The 15,664-nt window shown below is 64.4% G+C and carries 17 protein-coding genes; 10 read left to right on the forward strand and 7 right to left on the reverse strand.

Features of this window, described 5'->3' with window-relative positions; genetic code table 11:
- Positions 1–23: 23 nt before the first annotated feature.
- The 6 genes from ACOZK4_RS12570 to dnaN form a co-directional block, all read right to left on the reverse strand.
- Positions 24–1,004 (reverse strand): complex I NDUFA9 subunit family protein, encoded by a 981-nt coding sequence (locus ACOZK4_RS12570; RefSeq protein WP_421592167.1) that lies wholly within the window; start codon positions 1,002–1,004, stop codon positions 24–26.
- Between the two features lie 119 nt (positions 1,005–1,123).
- A complete protein-coding gene (locus ACOZK4_RS12575; RefSeq protein WP_226920884.1) occupies positions 1,124–1,411 on the reverse strand; it encodes a DUF1330 domain-containing protein in 288 nt (95 codons plus the stop codon).
- 17 nt (positions 1,412–1,428) lie between these two features.
- Positions 1,429–2,127 (reverse strand): orotidine-5'-phosphate decarboxylase, encoded by a 699-nt coding sequence (gene pyrF / locus ACOZK4_RS12580; protein WP_421592168.1) that lies wholly within the window; start codon positions 2,125–2,127, stop codon positions 1,429–1,431.
- Between the two features lie 2 nt (positions 2,128–2,129).
- Positions 2,130–2,711, reverse strand: a complete 582-nt coding sequence (locus ACOZK4_RS12585; protein WP_421592169.1) for a histidine phosphatase family protein — start codon at positions 2,709–2,711, stop codon at positions 2,130–2,132.
- A gap of 9 nt (positions 2,712–2,720) precedes the next feature.
- On the reverse strand, positions 2,721–3,323 hold the full coding sequence (gene pmtA / locus ACOZK4_RS12590) for a phospholipid N-methyltransferase PmtA (RefSeq protein ID WP_421592251.1): 603 nt from the start codon (positions 3,321–3,323) through the stop codon (positions 2,721–2,723).
- 216 nt (positions 3,324–3,539) lie between these two features.
- Positions 3,540–4,658, reverse strand: coding sequence for a DNA polymerase III subunit beta (dnaN, locus tag ACOZK4_RS12595; RefSeq protein ID WP_313530238.1), 1,119 nt, complete (start codon positions 4,656–4,658; stop codon positions 3,540–3,542).
- Positions 4,659–4,891: 233 nt separating this feature from the next.
- On the opposite strand from dnaN, the gene rsmI reads away from it, so the two are divergent.
- From rsmI to ACOZK4_RS12645, 10 genes are all read left to right on the forward strand, one after another.
- Positions 4,892–5,818, forward strand: coding sequence for a 16S rRNA (cytidine(1402)-2'-O)-methyltransferase (rsmI, locus tag ACOZK4_RS12600; RefSeq protein WP_421592170.1), 927 nt, complete (start codon positions 4,892–4,894; stop codon positions 5,816–5,818).
- The gene (locus ACOZK4_RS12605; protein WP_421592252.1) at positions 5,808–6,176 is read left to right on the forward strand and encodes a YraN family protein; all 369 of its coding nucleotides are present in this window, start codon (positions 5,808–5,810) and stop codon (positions 6,174–6,176) included. The genes rsmI and ACOZK4_RS12605 overlap by 11 nt, the downstream gene beginning before the upstream one ends.
- Before the next feature lie 101 nt (positions 6,177–6,277).
- Positions 6,278–7,576: an extracellular solute-binding protein gene (locus ACOZK4_RS12610; RefSeq protein WP_421592171.1), complete on the forward strand. Its 1,299-nt coding sequence runs from the start codon at positions 6,278–6,280 to the stop codon at positions 7,574–7,576.
- Between the two features lie 69 nt (positions 7,577–7,645).
- Complete coding sequence (locus ACOZK4_RS12615) at positions 7,646–8,527, forward strand: ABC transporter permease subunit (protein ID WP_421592172.1); 882 nt, start codon at positions 7,646–7,648, stop codon at positions 8,525–8,527.
- 14 nt (positions 8,528–8,541) lie between these two features.
- Complete coding sequence (gene ugpE, locus ACOZK4_RS12620) at positions 8,542–9,384, forward strand: sn-glycerol-3-phosphate ABC transporter permease UgpE (RefSeq protein WP_421592173.1); 843 nt, start codon at positions 8,542–8,544, stop codon at positions 9,382–9,384.
- Positions 9,385–9,396: 12 nt separating this feature from the next.
- Positions 9,397–10,506: an ABC transporter ATP-binding protein gene (locus tag ACOZK4_RS12625; RefSeq protein ID WP_421592174.1), complete on the forward strand. Its 1,110-nt coding sequence runs from the start codon at positions 9,397–9,399 to the stop codon at positions 10,504–10,506.
- Positions 10,506–11,498 (forward strand): endonuclease/exonuclease/phosphatase family protein, encoded by a 993-nt coding sequence (locus ACOZK4_RS12630; RefSeq protein ID WP_421592253.1) that lies wholly within the window; start codon positions 10,506–10,508, stop codon positions 11,496–11,498. Before ACOZK4_RS12625 ends, ACOZK4_RS12630 begins: the two co-directional genes overlap by 1 nt.
- Positions 11,499–11,591: 93 nt before the next feature.
- Positions 11,592–12,092, forward strand: coding sequence for a cupin domain-containing protein (locus tag ACOZK4_RS12635; RefSeq protein WP_421592175.1), 501 nt, complete (start codon positions 11,592–11,594; stop codon positions 12,090–12,092).
- 122 nt (positions 12,093–12,214) lie between these two features.
- Positions 12,215–13,159 (forward strand): glutathione synthase, encoded by a 945-nt coding sequence (gene gshB / locus ACOZK4_RS12640; protein ID WP_313531976.1) that lies wholly within the window; start codon positions 12,215–12,217, stop codon positions 13,157–13,159.
- Positions 13,160–13,407: 248 nt separating this feature from the next.
- The gene (locus ACOZK4_RS12645) at positions 13,408–14,937 is read left to right on the forward strand and encodes a YifB family Mg chelatase-like AAA ATPase (protein WP_421592176.1); all 1,530 of its coding nucleotides are present in this window, start codon (positions 13,408–13,410) and stop codon (positions 14,935–14,937) included.
- A 322-nt stretch (positions 14,938–15,259) separates the two neighbouring features.
- Here ACOZK4_RS12645 and ACOZK4_RS12650 read toward each other — a convergent pair whose 3' ends face one another.
- A complete protein-coding gene (locus ACOZK4_RS12650; RefSeq protein ID WP_421592177.1) occupies positions 15,260–15,655 on the reverse strand; it encodes a VOC family protein in 396 nt (131 codons plus the stop codon).
- Between the last annotated feature and the right edge of the window lie 9 nt (positions 15,656–15,664).

Genomic DNA, 15,664 nt, shown 5'->3' on the forward strand with positions numbered 1-15,664 from the left:
GTTTTCATATCCGGAAAAGCGGCTCAGGCGGTCTTATCGACCTTCGTGAACTGGCCCTGCACCCGGTAGCGCACGAGATAGCTCGGCAGGATCGCCTCTGCGAGAACCGGCTCGATACCCATGGCATCCAGCGTGCGGCCTTCTTTGCGGGCAGCGTCGGAAACGATGTTGTCGGCGCGCAGCAGCGTCACCTGATCGGATGTGAGCGGCGGTTGGACGAAGGGAATGAGCGAGGCAACGGAGCCGATCAGCGAGGCAATGCCGAAGGGCAGCGGCACGAGCGGGTTCTTGCGGTCGGTGACGCGCAGCATCAGCTCGAGACACTGGCGGAAGCTCAAGACCTCGGGGCCGCCGAGTTCATAGACGCGGCTGGGCTCGATTGCGCCATCCACCGAGCGGGCGACCGCTTCGGCGACATCGGCGACATAGACGGGCTGGAATTTCGTATGGCCGCCGCCGACGAGCGGCAGGACGGGTGCATAGCGCGCCATGGTGGCGAATTTGTTGAAGAAGCCGTCCTCCGGGCCGAACACGATGGAGGGGCGCAGGATCACGGCATCCGGCACGGTGCGCAGCACGGCCGCTTCGCCGCGCGCCTTGGTGCGGGCATAGCTGGAGCCGGAGTTTTCATCCGCGCCGATGGCCGAGATATGCGTGAGCTTCGCGCCGACGCTGCGGGCGGCTTCCGCCACGGCGCGGGCGCCAAAATCCTGCACGGCGTCGAAGGTGTTGCGGCCGGCTTCGAACAGCACGCCGACGCAGTTGATGACATGGTCGGAGCCCTCGACGGCGCGATCGACCGACTGGCGGTAGCGCAGGTTCGCCTGGACGAAAGAGATCTGGCCGACGCCGCCGATCGGCTGCAGGAAGCCGGCGAGATCGGGACGGCGCACGGCGACGCGGATGCGGTAGCCGCGGCGCGCCAAGGCGCGCACCACATGACGTCCGACGAAGCCCGAGCCGCCGAAGACGGTGACGAGCGGCGGAAGGTTGGACAAGGTCATATGGCTGCTCCTGAAGAACATTGTCGGTAGGTAGCGCCTACATAGCCCAAACAACCGGCAAGGTGAAGCGCGGCGAAGCGTCTCTTTTGCCGGTTTTGCGAGGCTTCTGCGCGTGTGGGTCAGAGACCTTCGACGACCACCATTTCCGCGTCGGCCACTTCCTGGCGGATGGCGGCGGCGATCTGGTATTCCGGCGAGTTGTAACAGTCGACGGCGGCCTGCAGGGAGGGGAACTCGATGATCACGTTGCGGGCGCGCACGCGGCCTTCCAGCTGCGCATAGGCGCCGCCGCGGGCGACGAAGTTCGCGCCGTATTTCTCGAAGGCCGGCTTGGCGGCGGCGACATAATCCTTGTAGCGTTCGGGGTCACGCACATCGACCTGTGCAATCCAGTAGCCCTTGGGCATGTCTCACTTCCTCTCTGTTATGCTTGCAGCGCGCCGTCCATCTCGGCAAGGATCGCTTTCGTCGCAGCGAGCGGGTCGTCGGCCTTGACGATGGGGCGGGCGACGACGAGATGGCTGGAGCCAGCCTTCAGCGCGTCGGCCGGCGTCATCACGCGCTTCTGGTCGCCGAGCTCGGCGCCCGCCGGGCGGATGCCGGGGGTCACGATCGCCATGTCGGCACCGACGATTTTCCGCACGGCCTTGGCTTCCTCGGCGGAACAGACGACGCCGCCCATGCCGGCGATGCGCGCCTGTTCGGCGCGGCGCAGAACGAGTGTGTGCGGATCGTATTCATAGCCGGCGTCGATGACGTCCTTGGCATCCATGGAGGTGAGCACGGTCACGCCGAGCAGGCAGAGGTCGGAGCCTTTCGCGGCGGAGACGGCGGCGGCCATGGCCTTCGGATAGGCGTGCAGGGTGAGCATGGACATGCCCATCTTAACGATGTTCTCGACGCCCTTCGCCACCGTGTTGTCGATGTCGAGCAGCTTCATGTCGAGGAAGACCTTCTTGCCGTCCTTGGCAAGGTCGCGGGCGAATTCCAGTCCGCCGGCAAAGACCAGCTGGTAGCCGATCTTGTAGAAGAGGGCGGTGTCACCCAATGTCCGGACTACCTTTTCCGCCTCCGCGATGGTCGGTACATCGAGGCCAACGATCAGGCGGTCGCGCGCGGACATGGTCAAAACCCTTTCCAAGATTCCATTGCCGTCCAGTCGCATGTGACGGCGCGGGCCGCAAGCCGGAATGCAAAAAGATTGCCGCCGCCGGCCGGCTGGTCGCCATCGCGGGCAATCGGTTTGCCCAGGAGATGGCATTTCAAGAGCGTGCCGACGCCGCCGTGGCCGACGAAGGCGATGGGCACGTTCGGATCATGGTTTGCCAGTAGCCGCTCGACCGCCGCGACGATGCGCGTCTGCGCATCCGCCGCCCGCTCCCAGCCTTTGAAGCTCTCCTGCGGGTGCGCGAAAAACCAGTTGGCGGCGTCTTCGAAGGCATCGGGCGGCAGGAAGCCGGTGGCGGAGCGATCGTTCTCGCCCATGGCGTGATCGGTTTCGACCGAAATCCTTCCGGCAGAGAGGATATCGGCAGTTTCGATTGCCTTGCGTTCGGCGCTTGCCACGAAGCGGGCGATTTCCTTCGCCCAGTCCGCAGACGCGGCAAGCGACGCCCGTTCTCGGCCGCGTTCTGAAAGCCCCCAGTCGGGCACCAGCACGGCCGGGTCGATCCGGACCTGCGGATGGGTAATGTAGAGCGCGTACATGGCCGCACCTCAATGGGTGCGGCGATAGGTCCACAGCTGCGCCGGCGGGATGTTGCGCACGACGAAATCGTAATGGCTGATCTGGTAGCGGTCCGGCATGGCGACGACGGGCGAGAGCGGCCCATAGGAAATCTGCATCACGGGCCGGCCGACGGGAATGCGCGACAGGAGATTCTCGATCATCGACACGCGCATATGCATCGGGAAATTCAGGAGCGGCACGGCGGAGACGACGCTGTCGAAGGTCGTGTCGCGCAGTTCGCCGAGCGTTTTATCGAGATCGAAGGCATCGCCGTTGATGAAATTGACGCCGTCGAAGCGGGCGACGAGGTGGTTGTAGAAATCCGTCGAGAATTCGATGGAGGTCAGCTTTTCCGGAGCAAGGCCGGTTTCCAGGATCGCCTTGGTGATCACGCCCGTGCCGGGACCGAGTTCCAGAACGGGAAGGCCGGACTTGGGGTTTACGACGCTCGCCATGCGGCGCGCGGTGATCGAGGAGGTGGGGATGATCGAGCCGACGGCCCGCGTATTGCTCATCCAGCCCTTGAAGAAGCGGATTTCGTCGCCGAACTTCCTGCCGAGCCGTTCCTTGACCTTCACGCGCAACGTCATGCCATCCCCCTTCATGGTGTATTTCCTGGCCGGCAGCGGGATTCATTCCCATCCGCGTCGTCGGCCATGGCGAATATGTGACGCGGTTTGCGTCAAAAACAAGTCTGATTGCGTCGCCGCATTCAAGTTTCCCCGACATGCGAAAGCGCCTGCTTAAAAAAGAACCCGCCGGCGGCCGGCGGGTTCCAGAACGGTTTCCCGATGCCGCGCGGGATCCTAGACGCGCATCGGCATGAGCACGTAAAGCGCGTCGTCGCCGGCAAGGTCGCGCACCAGCGTCGGCGAACCCGGATCGGCCAGCATGAAGACCGCTTCGGAGCCCGAAAGCTGCGACGTGATGTCGAGCAGGTATTTCGCGTTGAAGCCGATTTCCAAGGGGTCGTTGTCGTAGCCTACCGCCAGTTCTTCCGTCGCACTGCCCGAGTCCGGATTGTTGACCGTCAGCGTCAGCTGGCCGTCACCAAGCGCCAGCTTCACGGCGCGGCCGCGCTCGGAGGAAATGGTGGAGACGCGGTCGACGGCCTGTGCGAAGGACTGGCAGTCGATCTTCAGTTCCTTGTCGTTATTCGTCGGGATCACGCGCTGGTAATCCGGGAAGGTGCCGTCGATCAGCTTGGAGGTCAGCACGATCGAGCCGATCGTGAAGCGGATCTTCGCGTCGGAGACTTCGACCGTGACCGTGAGGTCGGGATTGTCGACCAGCTTCTGGAGTTCGCCGACCGTCTTGCGCGGAATGATGATGCCCGGCATGCCCTCGGAGCCCGAGGGGGCCTCGACATCGGCGCGGGCGAGGCGGTGACCGTCGGTGGCGACGGCGCGCAGCTTCAGCTGGCCGGCGCTTTCGATCGTGTGGATGAAGATGCCGTTGAGATAGTAGCGGGTCTCTTCCGTCGAGATCGCAAACTGCGTGCGATCGATCAGCATCTTGAGATCTGTCGCCTTGAGGCGGAACGTGTGCGAGAAGCTGCCGGCGGTGAGATCCGGGAAGTCCGACTGCGGCAGGCATTGCAGCGAGAATTTCGAGCGGCCCGAGGCGACCGTCATGGAGGCGCCGTCGGCGCTGGTGGCGAGCAGCACTTCCGACCCGTCGGAAAGCTTGCGCACGATGTCGTAGAGCAGATGCGCCGGGACGGTGGTGGCGCCGGCCTGCTCGACCTGGGCGGGCGTCGCCTCGGTGATTTCAAGATCGAGGTCGGTCGCCTTCATGTCCAGGCTCGCGCCGTCGGAGCGCAGCAGCACGTTCGAGAGGATCGGGATCGTGTTGCGCCGCTCGACCACGCGGTGAACGTGGTTCAACGACTTCAGAAGATTGGACCGCTCGAGAGTAATGCGCATGAACTGTACCGCTTTCGACCGCTGGCACGCCGGAAACCGGCGCGGCATTGCCTTGAAACTCCGGCGAGGCCGGAAAGATGGGACGGGCAAAATGGCAGAATTTCCCGCCCGATTGCAAGTGCTAACGGCGCCGGACGCGCGATAGTCAACCGTCGTCTCTTGCGAGGGCATTGGTGCTCGCCCATAAGGGGTGACGAAGTGCGGCCGTCCAACCGGCCGGAAAGGTGATGGTGATGCGGGACGAGACAGTGGCAGGCGGCACGGGCGAGGGCGGCAAGACGTTCCGCCTGCACAATGCCGTCATCCCCGCCCGGCCGCTGGAGCCGGCGCTCTATCTCGTCGCCACCCCGATCGGCAATCTCGCCGACATCACGCTGCGCGCGCTGGAAACGCTCGCCGGTGCCGATGTGCTGGCCTGCGAGGACACGCGCGTCACCCGCGTGCTGCTCGACCGTTACGGCATCGTCAACCGGCCCTATGCCTATCACGAGCACAATGCCGACGAAGCCGGCCCGCGCCTCATCGCGGCGCTGGAAGCCGGCAAATCCGTGGCGCTGGTCTCCGATGCCGGCACGCCGCTCGTTTCCGATCCCGGCTATCGTCTGGCACTGCTGGCGATCGCGGCCGGCCATCGCGTCGTGCCGATCCCCGGCGCCTCCGCGCCGCTGGCCGCGCTCGTCGGTTCGGGTCTGCCGAACGATGCCTTCTTCTTCGCCGGCTTCCTGCCGACCAAGGACAAGGCAAAGCGCGACCGCCTCGCCGAACTGGCAAATGTGCCCGCAACGCTGCTGTTCTTCGAATCGCCGCATCGCATTGCCGCGACCGTTGCCGCCGCCGCCGACGTGCTGGGCGAGGGGCGGGCGGCCTGCGTCAGCCGTGAGCTGACGAAAACCTTCGAGGAATTCCGCCGCGGCACGCTCGGCGAACTCGCCGCCCACTATGGCGACGGCCACACCGTGAAGGGTGAGATCGTCTTCGTCATCGGCCCGCCCGGTGAGGCGGCCGCGCCCGAAGCCGAGGATGTCGACCGCCTGTTGACGACCCTGGTGAAGGATATGTCGGCCGGCAAGGCGGCGACGGAGGCTGCGCGCCAGACAGGCCTGCCGCGCCGCGACCTCTACCAGCGTCTCATCGATCTCAAGGATGGCGATGCGGAATAAGGCGGTGGACCCTAACCGGCTGAAAGCCTTCCGCCGGGGGCACGTCTCCGAATATATCGCCGCGCTCTACCTTCTCGCCAAGGGCTACCGTATCCGCGCCATCCGCTACCGCACGAAGCTCGGCGAAATCGACATCATCGCGCGGCGCGGCGATCTCGTCGTCTGTGTCGAGGTCAAGGCCCGTCGCGATGTCGACAGCGCCCTCTTCGCCGTCAGCGGAACCGCGCAGCGCCGCATCCGCGCGGCAAGCGACATCTGGCTCTCCCGCCAGCCGGACGCCCACCGCCTCTCCTTGCGATACGATATCGTTGCGGTCTTGCCGTGGCGGCTTCCAAAACACTTTGTGGATGCGTTTTGAGCAAAAGGAAAATGTAACGAAACTGACATGAAAGCGTAACGCGCCTGTCACGGTCGCTGCTTAGGCACGCCTCACACCAAGTCCGGTGAAGAGGAGCTCCCATGTTCAAGCCGCTTTCCCTCGCAGGTTTCGCACTCGTCTTGTCCGCCACGGCATCGATGGCCGCCACCAACATCACCTGGTGGCACGGCATGGCCGGCCGCAACGGCGAAGTCATCAACGAAGTCGCCAAGAAGTTCAACGAGGCGCAGTCGGCCTGCGCGATCACGCCGGTTTCCAAGGGCACCTATGAAGAGGCGCTCGCCTCCGGCATCGCCGCCTTCCGTGCGGGCGAACAGCCGAACATCCTGCAGGTCTTCGACGCCGGTGCGGCGACGATCATCAACGCGCCGGGCGCCGTCATTCCGGCCGAAGACCTGATCACCCAGGCCGGCTACAAATTCGACCGCGAAGCCTTCATCGAAGGCGTGCGCTACTTCTACGCCGCCCCTGACGGTAAGTTCGTCGGCATGCCGTTCAACTCCTCGGCGCCGATCATGTATGTCAACACCGAAGCCCTCGAAAAGGCCGGCGTCGAAGCGCCGAAGACCTGGGAAGACTTCGAGACGATCGCCCCGAAGCTGAAGGAAGCCGGCTACCTGCCGCTCGTCCAGTCGCAGCTGACCTGGCAGTTCACCGAAAACTTCTTCTCGCGCCACAACATCCAGTTCGCGACGAACAGCAACGGTTACGACTCGGTGGTCGATACCAAGATCAACATGACGGATCCGAACCTCGTCATGATGTTCACCAAGCTCAAGGCCTGGGCTGACGAAGGCTATTTCGGCTATTACGGCGCCGGCTGGAACGACAACCAGAAGCTCTTCGAAGACGGCAAGGCCGCCTTCTGGATCGGCTCCTCGGGTTCGTTTGGCGGCCTCCAGAAGACCGCGCAGAAGCCGTTCTCGGCAACCTTCCTGCCCTATTGGGGCAGCATCCAGGGTGCCGGCACCAACACCTTCATCGGTGGCGCTGCCCTCTTCGCCATGTCCGGCAAGCCGGAAGCCGAAAACAAGTGCACGGCCGACTTCTTCCAGTTCCTGACCTCACCGGAAGTGCAGAAGTTCTACCACGAGGCCACCGGCTACGTGGCCATCACCAAGGCAGCCTATGAGCTCGCCAAGTCCGAAGGCTACTACAAGGAAAAGCCGGCGGCCGAAGTCGGCATTCAGCAGCTGATGCTGAAGTCGGGCGACTGGTCGAAGGGCTACCGCCTCGGCTTCTATCCGCAGATCCGTGAAATCATGGAGCGTGAATACGGCCGGATCTTCGCCGGTGAAACCTCCGTCGAAGACGCCCTGAAGACGATCGAGACCGAAGCGAACGACCTGCTCGCCCGCTTCGCCAAGACCGCCGGCTGATCCGTCGCCTACGTTGAAATCCGTGCCGGGGGCTCAGCGTTCCCGGCACGCCGCTATGAAGGTGGCCCCATGAAGCGCGTGCAGTTTTCCTCGCCCTTTCTGCCCTATCTATTTATCGCGCCGCAGATGGCGATCATCTTCGTGTTCTTCTACTGGCCGTCCGTCCAGGCGATCCAGTCGTCCTTCTATCTGGAAGACCCGTTCGGTTTCGGCGCGACCTTCGTCGGTCTCTCCAACTATGCCGATGCGCTGGGCTCCGCGCAGTATCAGTCTATCGCCCGCTTCACTGTTGTGTTCACGGCGCTCGTCACCTTCCTGTCGCTCGGCATCGGCATGTTGCTTGCCGTCAAGGCCGATGCGGTGCTGAAGGGTAGTTCCACCTACAAGACGCTGCTGATCTGGGTATATGCCATCGCCCCGCCGGTCGCCGGCCTGATGGGCATGATGTTCTTCGACCAGCATATCGGCCCGCTGGTGAAATTCGCCGCGCTTTTCGGCTGGGACATGAAGGTCGGCCTCAACTACTATGACACCGCCTTTGCGATGATCGCCGTCTCGGTCTGGAAGCAGATCCCGTACAATTTCATCTTCATCCTCTCGGGTCTGCAGAGCATTCCCGTCTCGGTGCGCGAAGCCGCCGCCATCGACTGCCGCTCGGGCGTCCGCCGCTTCTGGACGATGACGCTGCCGCTGCTTGCGCCCACCGCCTTCTTCCTGCTCATCATCAACATGACCTATGCGCTGTTCGACACGTTCGGCGTCATCGACGTGATGGTGAAGGACAAGGCCGCCAACAACCCGATCACGCTGGTTTACAAGGTCTATATGGACGGCTTCCGCGGCAACGATCTCGGCGGTTCCTCGGCCCAGTCCGTCATCCTGATGATCGTCGTCTTCGTGCTGACCATCTTCCAGTTCCGCTTCATCGAGCGGCGCGTGCACTACAATTGAGAGGGCGCCCTGCCATGACCCGCATCCGCCTTTTCGATCATCTCGTGCTCCTGCTCGGCGTCTTCATCATGGTGGCGCCCGTCGTGGTCGCTTTCATGACCTCGACGCACGAGGCCGCCGACATCCACCGCAACGGCCTGTCGCTGACCTGGGGCGGCCATTTCACCGAGACTTACGATAAGGTCCTGACCCGCAAGGGCGGGTTCACCGGCGAAATCACCGGCGCGCGCATGATCTGGAATTCACTGATCCTCGGCGTCGGCTTTGCCGCCGGCAAGATCGTGCTGTCGATGCTTGCGGCCTATGCCATCGTCTATTTCCGCTTCCGGCTCGGCACGCTGTTCTTCTGGATGATTTTTACGACGCTGCTCCTGCCGCTCGAAGTGCGCATCGTTCCCTCCTACGAGGTGATGAACAAGCTTGCGCTCACCAACACCTATACCGGCCTCATCGTGCCGCTTCTGGCGTCCGCTACCGGCACCTTCTTCTTCCGCCAGTTCTTCAAGTCCGTGCCGGAGGAATTGCTGGAGGCGGCCCGCATCGACGGCGCCGGGCCGTTCAAATTCTTCATCGACGTGCTGGTGCCGCTCTCGCGCACCATGATCGCGGCGATCTTCATCATCATGTTCGTCTATGGCTGGAACCAGTATCTTTGGCCGACGCTGATGACGACCGACGAGCGCTTCTTCACACTGGTGCGCGGCATCAAGCAAATCCTGCTCGTCTGGGTCGGCTCCAACATTCCCGACTACAACGAAGCCTTTGCGCTGGCGATCCTCGCCATGCTGCCGCCGGTCATGATCGTGCTGATCTTCCAGCGGTGGTTCATCAAGGGCCTCACCGAAAGCGACAAGTAAGGAGTTTCGTTCATGGCATCGATAGGCATCCGTGACGTATCCAAGATCTACAATGGCGGCGTGACCGCGGTCAGCGACGTCAACATCGATATCGCCGATGGCGAGTTCATCGTGCTCGTCGGCCCCTCGGGCTGCGGAAAGTCGACGCTGCTGCGCATGATCGCCGGGCTGGAGACGATCAGCCGGGGGGAGGTGACGATCGGCGGGCGCATCGTCAACGATGTCGATCCGGCCGACCGCGACATCGCCATGGTGTTCCAGAACTATGCGCTCTATCCGCATATGACGGTCTACGAAAACCTCGCCTACGGCCTGAAGAACCGCCGCACGCCGAAGGAGGAGATCGATGCGCGCGTGGCGGAAGCTGCCCGCATGCTCGAACTCCAGCCCTATCTGGAGCGCAAGCCGCGCGCGCTTTCCGGCGGGCAGCGCCAGCGCGTCGCCATGGGGCGCGCCATCGTCAGAAAGCCCTCGGCCTTCCTGTTCGACGAGCCATTGTCCAATCTCGACGCAAAACTGCGTGTCTCCATGCGCGGCGAGATCAAGCGCCTGCAGCGCCGCGTCGGCACGACCTCGATCTATGTCACCCATGACCAGCTGGAAGCCATGACGCTTGCCGACCGGCTCGTCGTGCTCTCCGGCGGAAAGATCGAGCAGATCGGCCGCCCGCTCGATGTCTATCACCGTCCGGCAACCACCTTCGTCGCGAGCTTCATCGGCTCGCCGGCCATGAACCTCGTGAGCGGCGAGCTGCATGGCAGCAGGCTGGCGCTCGGCCCCGCCCTCATCGATCTCGGCGCCACGGTGCCGACGCAGGGCGCCGTCACCGTCGGCCTGCGCGCCGAGGACCTGCGCCTGCACGAAGGCACCGAGGGCGGCCTGCCGTTCCGCATCGATTATGTCGAGGAACTCGGCGCCCAGCGTCTCGTGCATGGCATGGTCGGCGATCAGGCCATCATCGCAGCCCTCTCCTCGGAAATCCCGTTGCCCGAAACGGCCTCGCTTTCCATTGCTCCATCGCGGCTGCATTTCTTCGACACGGCCAGCGGCCGGCGCATCGACTGGTCGGGCGAGGCTGTGGGGCCGGGTGCCGTGGCCGCTGTTCCGGAGGCCGTCGCATGATGATCCGCATCACCGTCGACCGGCTCGCCGCACCGAGCCAGGCGGATCGCGCGGCGATCGCCACGCTGGAAAAATCCTTCGCCGCCCATGATGGCCGCATGGCCGAACTCGCCTGCATGAATGCGGTGGAGACGGGTGGCCGCGCCGAACGCGCCGAACCGCTGCCGTTCCCCTTCACCGTAGCCGCCTGGAACCTCGAGCGCTGCCTTTTCCCCAAGCAGAGCGCCGAGCATTTGGGGATGACGGGCGCCGAGATCGTACTGCTCTCCGAAATGGACGACGGCATGGCCCGCACGCGCCAGGCGCACACGACCGCCGAACTCGCCGATGCACTCGGCATGGCCTATCTTTACGGCGTCGAATTCATCGAGCTCGGCCTCGGCTCCGAGACCGAACTGGAATTCTGCAAGGACGATTTCAACAGCCGCGGCTTGCATGGCAACGGCCTCCTCTCCACCGTGCCGCTGCACCGGCCCTTCCTGCTGCGCCTTGAAGGCGAACGCCTGTGGTTCATGGGCGCGGTCGACCAGCCCAGGCTCGGCGAGCGCATGGCGATCGGCGCCGTCATCAACACCGAAGCCGGCTCGCTTGTGCTGGTCTCCACCCATCTGGAAAGCGCCACCACCGCCGCCTATCGCGAACGGCAGGTGGTCGGCCTGATTGATGCGCTCGACGCCGCCTTCCCCGGCCTGCCCGTCCTCATCGGCGGTGATCTCAACACCGGCAACCATGCCGGCGGTGATTTCGAAGCCGAGGGTCTTTTCGCCCGCGCCGCCGAGCGTGGTTTCACCCGCCATGGCGGCCCGCTGGATGTCATGACGACGCGTCCGAGCCTCATCACCCGCTGGCCGGAGCGTGCCATGAAGCTCGACTGGTTCCTGTCGCGCGGTCTTGCCGTCTCCGCGACGGCGATCGTTTCGTCGCTCTCGCCTGCCGGCCGCCCGCTCTCCGACCACGACCTGATCACCTGCCGGATCGACGGCTTCGCCTGAAAGATGACCGATGCTTAAAATGCGACGGATTGTTTGAACGGCGCCGTTACCGGTTTCGCGTAAGGCTTCCTCCTAAGATGTAAGGGGGATGAAATGGTCCTGAAACTGATGCTTCTCACCATGGTCGGTGCTGCCATGCGCTCGCGCACCTTCGAAGAGAAGGCGCCGCGTCCGCTGATCGCCGCCGCGCTCGATAATCTCGAAATGGCGCCGAAGCCGATCGAGCCCTCCTGGGTTCTCGCCGGCAACCCGCAGGCGCGGCTCTCGCTGCATTCGCGCGCCTATGACGACCAGGCCACCACGGCGATCTGGGATTGCACGGCCGGCACCTTCCGCTGGTATTTCGGCTGGGACGAAACGGTGATGATCCTCGAAGGCGAGGTCCACATCACCGCCGAAGACGGCAGCCAGCGCACGCTGAAGGCCGGCGACATCGCCTATTTCCCCGGCAAGAGCTGGGCGACGTGGCACATCGATACCTATGTGCGCAAGATCGCCTTCTGCCGCAAGGAATTCCCCGCGCCCGTCAATCTGGCGCTGAAGCTGCGCGACCGCCTGCGCGGCACTCAATCCTCCGGCGGCCTCGCGGCCTGATCCCGCAGATACGGAATTCATCGACGGGCGTCGCGTGAAAGCGCGGCGCCCGTTGTCGTTGAGCCCGTTGCCATTGCGCGTGGCGCATCCTACATGTGTCGGGCATTCCTGAGGGGACTTTCATGGCTAAGATCAAGAACGTCGCGGTCCAGATGGACCACGTGTCGACCATCAACATCGCGGGCGATTCCACCTTCGCCATGAGCCTCGAGGCACAAAGCCGCGGCTACAAGCTCTTTCATTATACGCCGGATCGCCTGAGCCTGCGCGACGGCACGGTTTATGCGTCCGTCGAGCCGATGGAGTTGCGCGACGTCAAGGGCGATCATTACACGCTGGGTGCGCCCGAGCGCGTCGATCTCTCGACGATGGACGTGGTGCTGCTGCGCCAGGACCCGCCCTTCGACATGTCCTACATCACCTCCACGCATCTGCTGGAGCGCATCCATCCGAAGACACTCGTCGTCAACGATCCGGCCTGGGTGCGCAATTCGCCGGAAAAGATCTTCGTCACCGAATTCGCCGATCTGATGCCGAAGACGCTGATCACCCGCGACCCCGCTGAAATCCGCCGCTTCCGCGACGAGATGGGCGACATGATCCTGAAGCCGCTCTACGGCAATGGCGGTGCCGGCGTCTTCCATTCCACCAAGGACGACCGCAACCTTTCCTCGCTTCTGGAAATGTTCGGCCAGATGTTCCGCGAGCCCTTTATCGCCCAGCAATATCTCCCCGACGTGCGCAAGGGCGACAAGCGCATCCTGCTGGTCGACGGCGATCCGGTCGGCGCGATCAACCGCGTGCCGGCCGAACACGATGCCCGCTCCAACATGCATGCCGGTGGCCGCCCGGAGCCGACGGAGCTGACGGCGCGCGAAAAGGAGATTTGCGCTCGCATCGGCCCGGCACTCCGCGAACGCGGCTTCCTGCTCGTCGGCATCGACGTCATCGGCGACTACATGACCGAGATCAACGTGACCTCGCCGACCGGCCTGCGCGAGGTGAAGAAATTCGGCGGCGCCGACATCGCAGCCCTGCTGTGGGACGCGATCGAACGCAAGCGCTGACGCCGTTTCCGGCCTTGCCGGGGCGTTCCGTTCGCGAACGTCCCGGCTTCGTTCCGCAAATACAACCCGATGCAACCGGCGCGCGGAAAATCGTGCGGCGAGTTCTATAATTGTTCTTGTTTCATTCCATGTTTCATGCCAGATTTGCAGCTGCAACCCAAGGGCGGGTGAGCGGACTGTTTTCGGCATAAAAGTGTTGCGGCATCATCGTGCTTTGAGCGCGTCGCCGCAGGACAGGCGGGGCGATCATGGTGGCACGCGTTGGTACGATTGCGTTTCAAGGCATCGAGGGCGTGCCTGTCGATGTGCAGGTCATGGTGGCGCCCGGCAAGATGGGCATGCAGATCGTCGGTCTGGCCGACAAGGCCGTAGCGGAAAGCCGCGAGCGGGTGCAGGCCGCTCTTCACGCCTCCGGCCTTTCGCTGCCGCCCAAGCGCGTGACAGTCAATCTCGCACCGGCAGACCTGCCCAAGGAAGGCAGCCACTACGATCTCGCCATCGCGCTCGGCCTGATGATGGCGCTCGGTGCCGTGCCGGCGGATGCGCTGGAGGATTTCCTCGTCATCGGCGAGCTCAATCTCGACGGCACGATCGCTGCCGTCGCCGGTGCGCTTCCCGCCGCCATGGGCGCCAATGCGCTCGGCAAGGGCCTCATTTGCCCGGCGGAAAATGGCGCGGAAGCGGCTTGGGCCGGCGGTGGGCTCGAAATCCTTGCTCCGCGCAGCCTGATCGCACTCGCCAACCATTTCAAAGGGACACAAGCCTTGGGTCGCCCGGTGCCGGCGATCCGCGCAACGCCGGGAGACCTGCCCGATCTCGCGGATATCCGTGGACAGGAGAGCGCCAAGCGCGCGCTGGAAGTGGCAGCCGCGGGCAGCCACAATCTCCTGATGGTCGGCCCGCCCGGCTCGGGAAAGTCCATGCTCGCCGCGCGTCTGGCGGCCATCCTGCCGCCGCTCGCTCCGGCCGAACTGCTGGAAGTGTCGATGATCCATTCCATTGCCGGCCAGCTTTCCGGCGGGCGCCTTTCGGATCGCCGCCCGTTCCGCACGCCGCACCATTCCGCCACCATGGCAGCCCTGGTGGGCGGTGGGCCGCGGGCGCGGCCCGGCGAAGTGTCGCTCGCCCATAACGGCGTGCTCTTCCTCGATGAATTGCCCGAATTCACACCACAGGCGCTCGACGCGCTGCGCCAACCGCTCGAAACCGGCGAGTGCATCATTGCGCGCGCCAACCATCGTGTCAGCTATCCCGCCGCCGTCCAGCTCGTCGCGGCCATGAATCCGTGCCGCTGTGGCATGGCGGGTGAGCCCGGCCGCAGCTGCGCGCGCGGTCCCCGCTGCATGAGCGACTACCAGGCCCGCGTCTCCGGTCCGCTGATGGATCGCATCGATATCCGCATCGACGTGCCCGCCGTCTCCGCGACGGACCTTATCCGCCCGATGGCCGGAGAACCGAGTGCCGTGGTGGCAAAGCGTGTCGCCCAAGCGCGCGCCCTGCAGGCCGATCGCTTCGCCCGCCTCGGCATGGCTTCGGTGACCAGCAATGCGCGGGCCTCGACCGCCCTCGTGGAGAAAGTCGCCGAACCCGACCCCGCCGGTCTCCAGTTGCTGCGCGACGCTGCGGAGAAGATGCGCTTTTCCGCCCGCGGCTATCACCGCGTCCTCAAGGTCGCCCGCACCCTTGCCGATCTCGACGAAACCTCTATCGTCGGTCGCATCCACCTCGCGGAAGCGATTTCCTACCGGATCGCCGGCGAGCGCCTCGTCACCACCTGATTGATCGGCGCGGCCGCGACAAGGCGGGCGCGGGGGCCGGCCGGTGGTCCCTTGAGGCTTGCAGACCAATCGAACCATGCCGGAAGCCACGGCTGTCGCGCGCGCCGAAACGCGGCGTGTTTTTGAGTGTGTGATCCCCGGGCGGCGAGAGGCGTCCTTTGCGGGCCGCCATGGCTGGACTGTTGGGCCGGTCTGGCGCATGCAGCTCGTGCTCTGTTTAAGCGTACCGCCTCGCGTCTTCGAGAGACCTATTCCGCCGATTCAGCGGTACCGCACGGTTATCTGTTTGGTGAAGGTGCCCGCCGGTCCGCTGCCTCCAGCATCACGCCGGTCCTTTGAAGACCGCCTCGATATGGTGCCCGTCCGGATCGATGACGAAGGCCGCATAATAATGCTGGCCGTAATTCAGGCGAAGGCCGGGTGGGCCGTTATCGACGCCGCCGGCGGCGATTGCTGCCGCGTGGAAGGCATCGACGGCCGCACGGTTCGGCGCGGCAAACGCGATGTGGAAGCCAGGGCCGGGTGCACGGGCATCGTCATGGGCCTTGATGGCGAGCTTGTCACCGCCGCCGGGCGGCCCGTAACCGATGGCCTGACCCGTTTCGCCGGGGCGGAGGTCGGACCAGACGCGTGTATAGCCGAGCGGTGCGAGCGCGGCATCGTAGAAGGCGGCTGCACGGTCGATGGCGCGAGCGCCGAGGGAGAGGTGGTGGAGCATGGCGCGAGG

The organism is Shinella sp. M27 (assembly GCF_049199905.1).
Taxonomy (GTDB): domain Bacteria; phylum Pseudomonadota; class Alphaproteobacteria; order Rhizobiales; family Rhizobiaceae; genus Shinella.

Bases quoted from the DNA above. Each gene is read 5' to 3' on its own strand.
- ACOZK4_RS12570 (WP_421592167.1), bottom strand. From the start codon at position 1,004: ATGACCTTGTCCAACCTTCCGCCGCTCGTCACCGTCTTCGGCGGCTCG.
- ACOZK4_RS12575 (WP_226920884.1), bottom strand. From the start codon at position 1,411: ATGCCCAAGGGCTACTGGATTGCACAGGTCGATGTGCGTGACCCCGAA.
- pyrF (WP_421592168.1), bottom strand. From the start codon at position 2,127: ATGTCCGCGCGCGACCGCCTGATCGTTGGCCTCGATGTACCGACCATC.
- ACOZK4_RS12585 (WP_421592169.1), bottom strand. From the start codon at position 2,711: ATGTACGCGCTCTACATTACCCATCCGCAGGTCCGGATCGACCCGGCC.
- pmtA (WP_421592251.1), bottom strand. From the start codon at position 3,323: ATGACGTTGCGCGTGAAGGTCAAGGAACGGCTCGGCAGGAAGTTCGGC.
- dnaN (WP_313530238.1), bottom strand. From the start codon at position 4,658: ATGCGCATTACTCTCGAGCGGTCCAATCTTCTGAAGTCGTTGAACCAC.
- rsmI (WP_421592170.1), top strand. From the start codon at position 4,892: ATGCGGGACGAGACAGTGGCAGGCGGCACGGGCGAGGGCGGCAAGACG.
- ACOZK4_RS12605 (WP_421592252.1), top strand. From the start codon at position 5,808: ATGCGGAATAAGGCGGTGGACCCTAACCGGCTGAAAGCCTTCCGCCGG.
- ACOZK4_RS12610 (WP_421592171.1), top strand. From the start codon at position 6,278: ATGTTCAAGCCGCTTTCCCTCGCAGGTTTCGCACTCGTCTTGTCCGCC.
- ACOZK4_RS12615 (WP_421592172.1), top strand. From the start codon at position 7,646: ATGAAGCGCGTGCAGTTTTCCTCGCCCTTTCTGCCCTATCTATTTATC.
- ugpE (WP_421592173.1), top strand. From the start codon at position 8,542: ATGACCCGCATCCGCCTTTTCGATCATCTCGTGCTCCTGCTCGGCGTC.
- ACOZK4_RS12625 (WP_421592174.1), top strand. From the start codon at position 9,397: ATGGCATCGATAGGCATCCGTGACGTATCCAAGATCTACAATGGCGGC.
- ACOZK4_RS12630 (WP_421592253.1), top strand. From the start codon at position 10,506: ATGATCCGCATCACCGTCGACCGGCTCGCCGCACCGAGCCAGGCGGAT.
- ACOZK4_RS12635 (WP_421592175.1), top strand. From the start codon at position 11,592: ATGGTCCTGAAACTGATGCTTCTCACCATGGTCGGTGCTGCCATGCGC.
- gshB (WP_313531976.1), top strand. From the start codon at position 12,215: ATGGCTAAGATCAAGAACGTCGCGGTCCAGATGGACCACGTGTCGACC.
- ACOZK4_RS12645 (WP_421592176.1), top strand. From the start codon at position 13,408: ATGGTGGCACGCGTTGGTACGATTGCGTTTCAAGGCATCGAGGGCGTG.
- ACOZK4_RS12650 (WP_421592177.1), bottom strand. From the start codon at position 15,655: ATGCTCCACCACCTCTCCCTCGGCGCTCGCGCCATCGACCGTGCAGCC.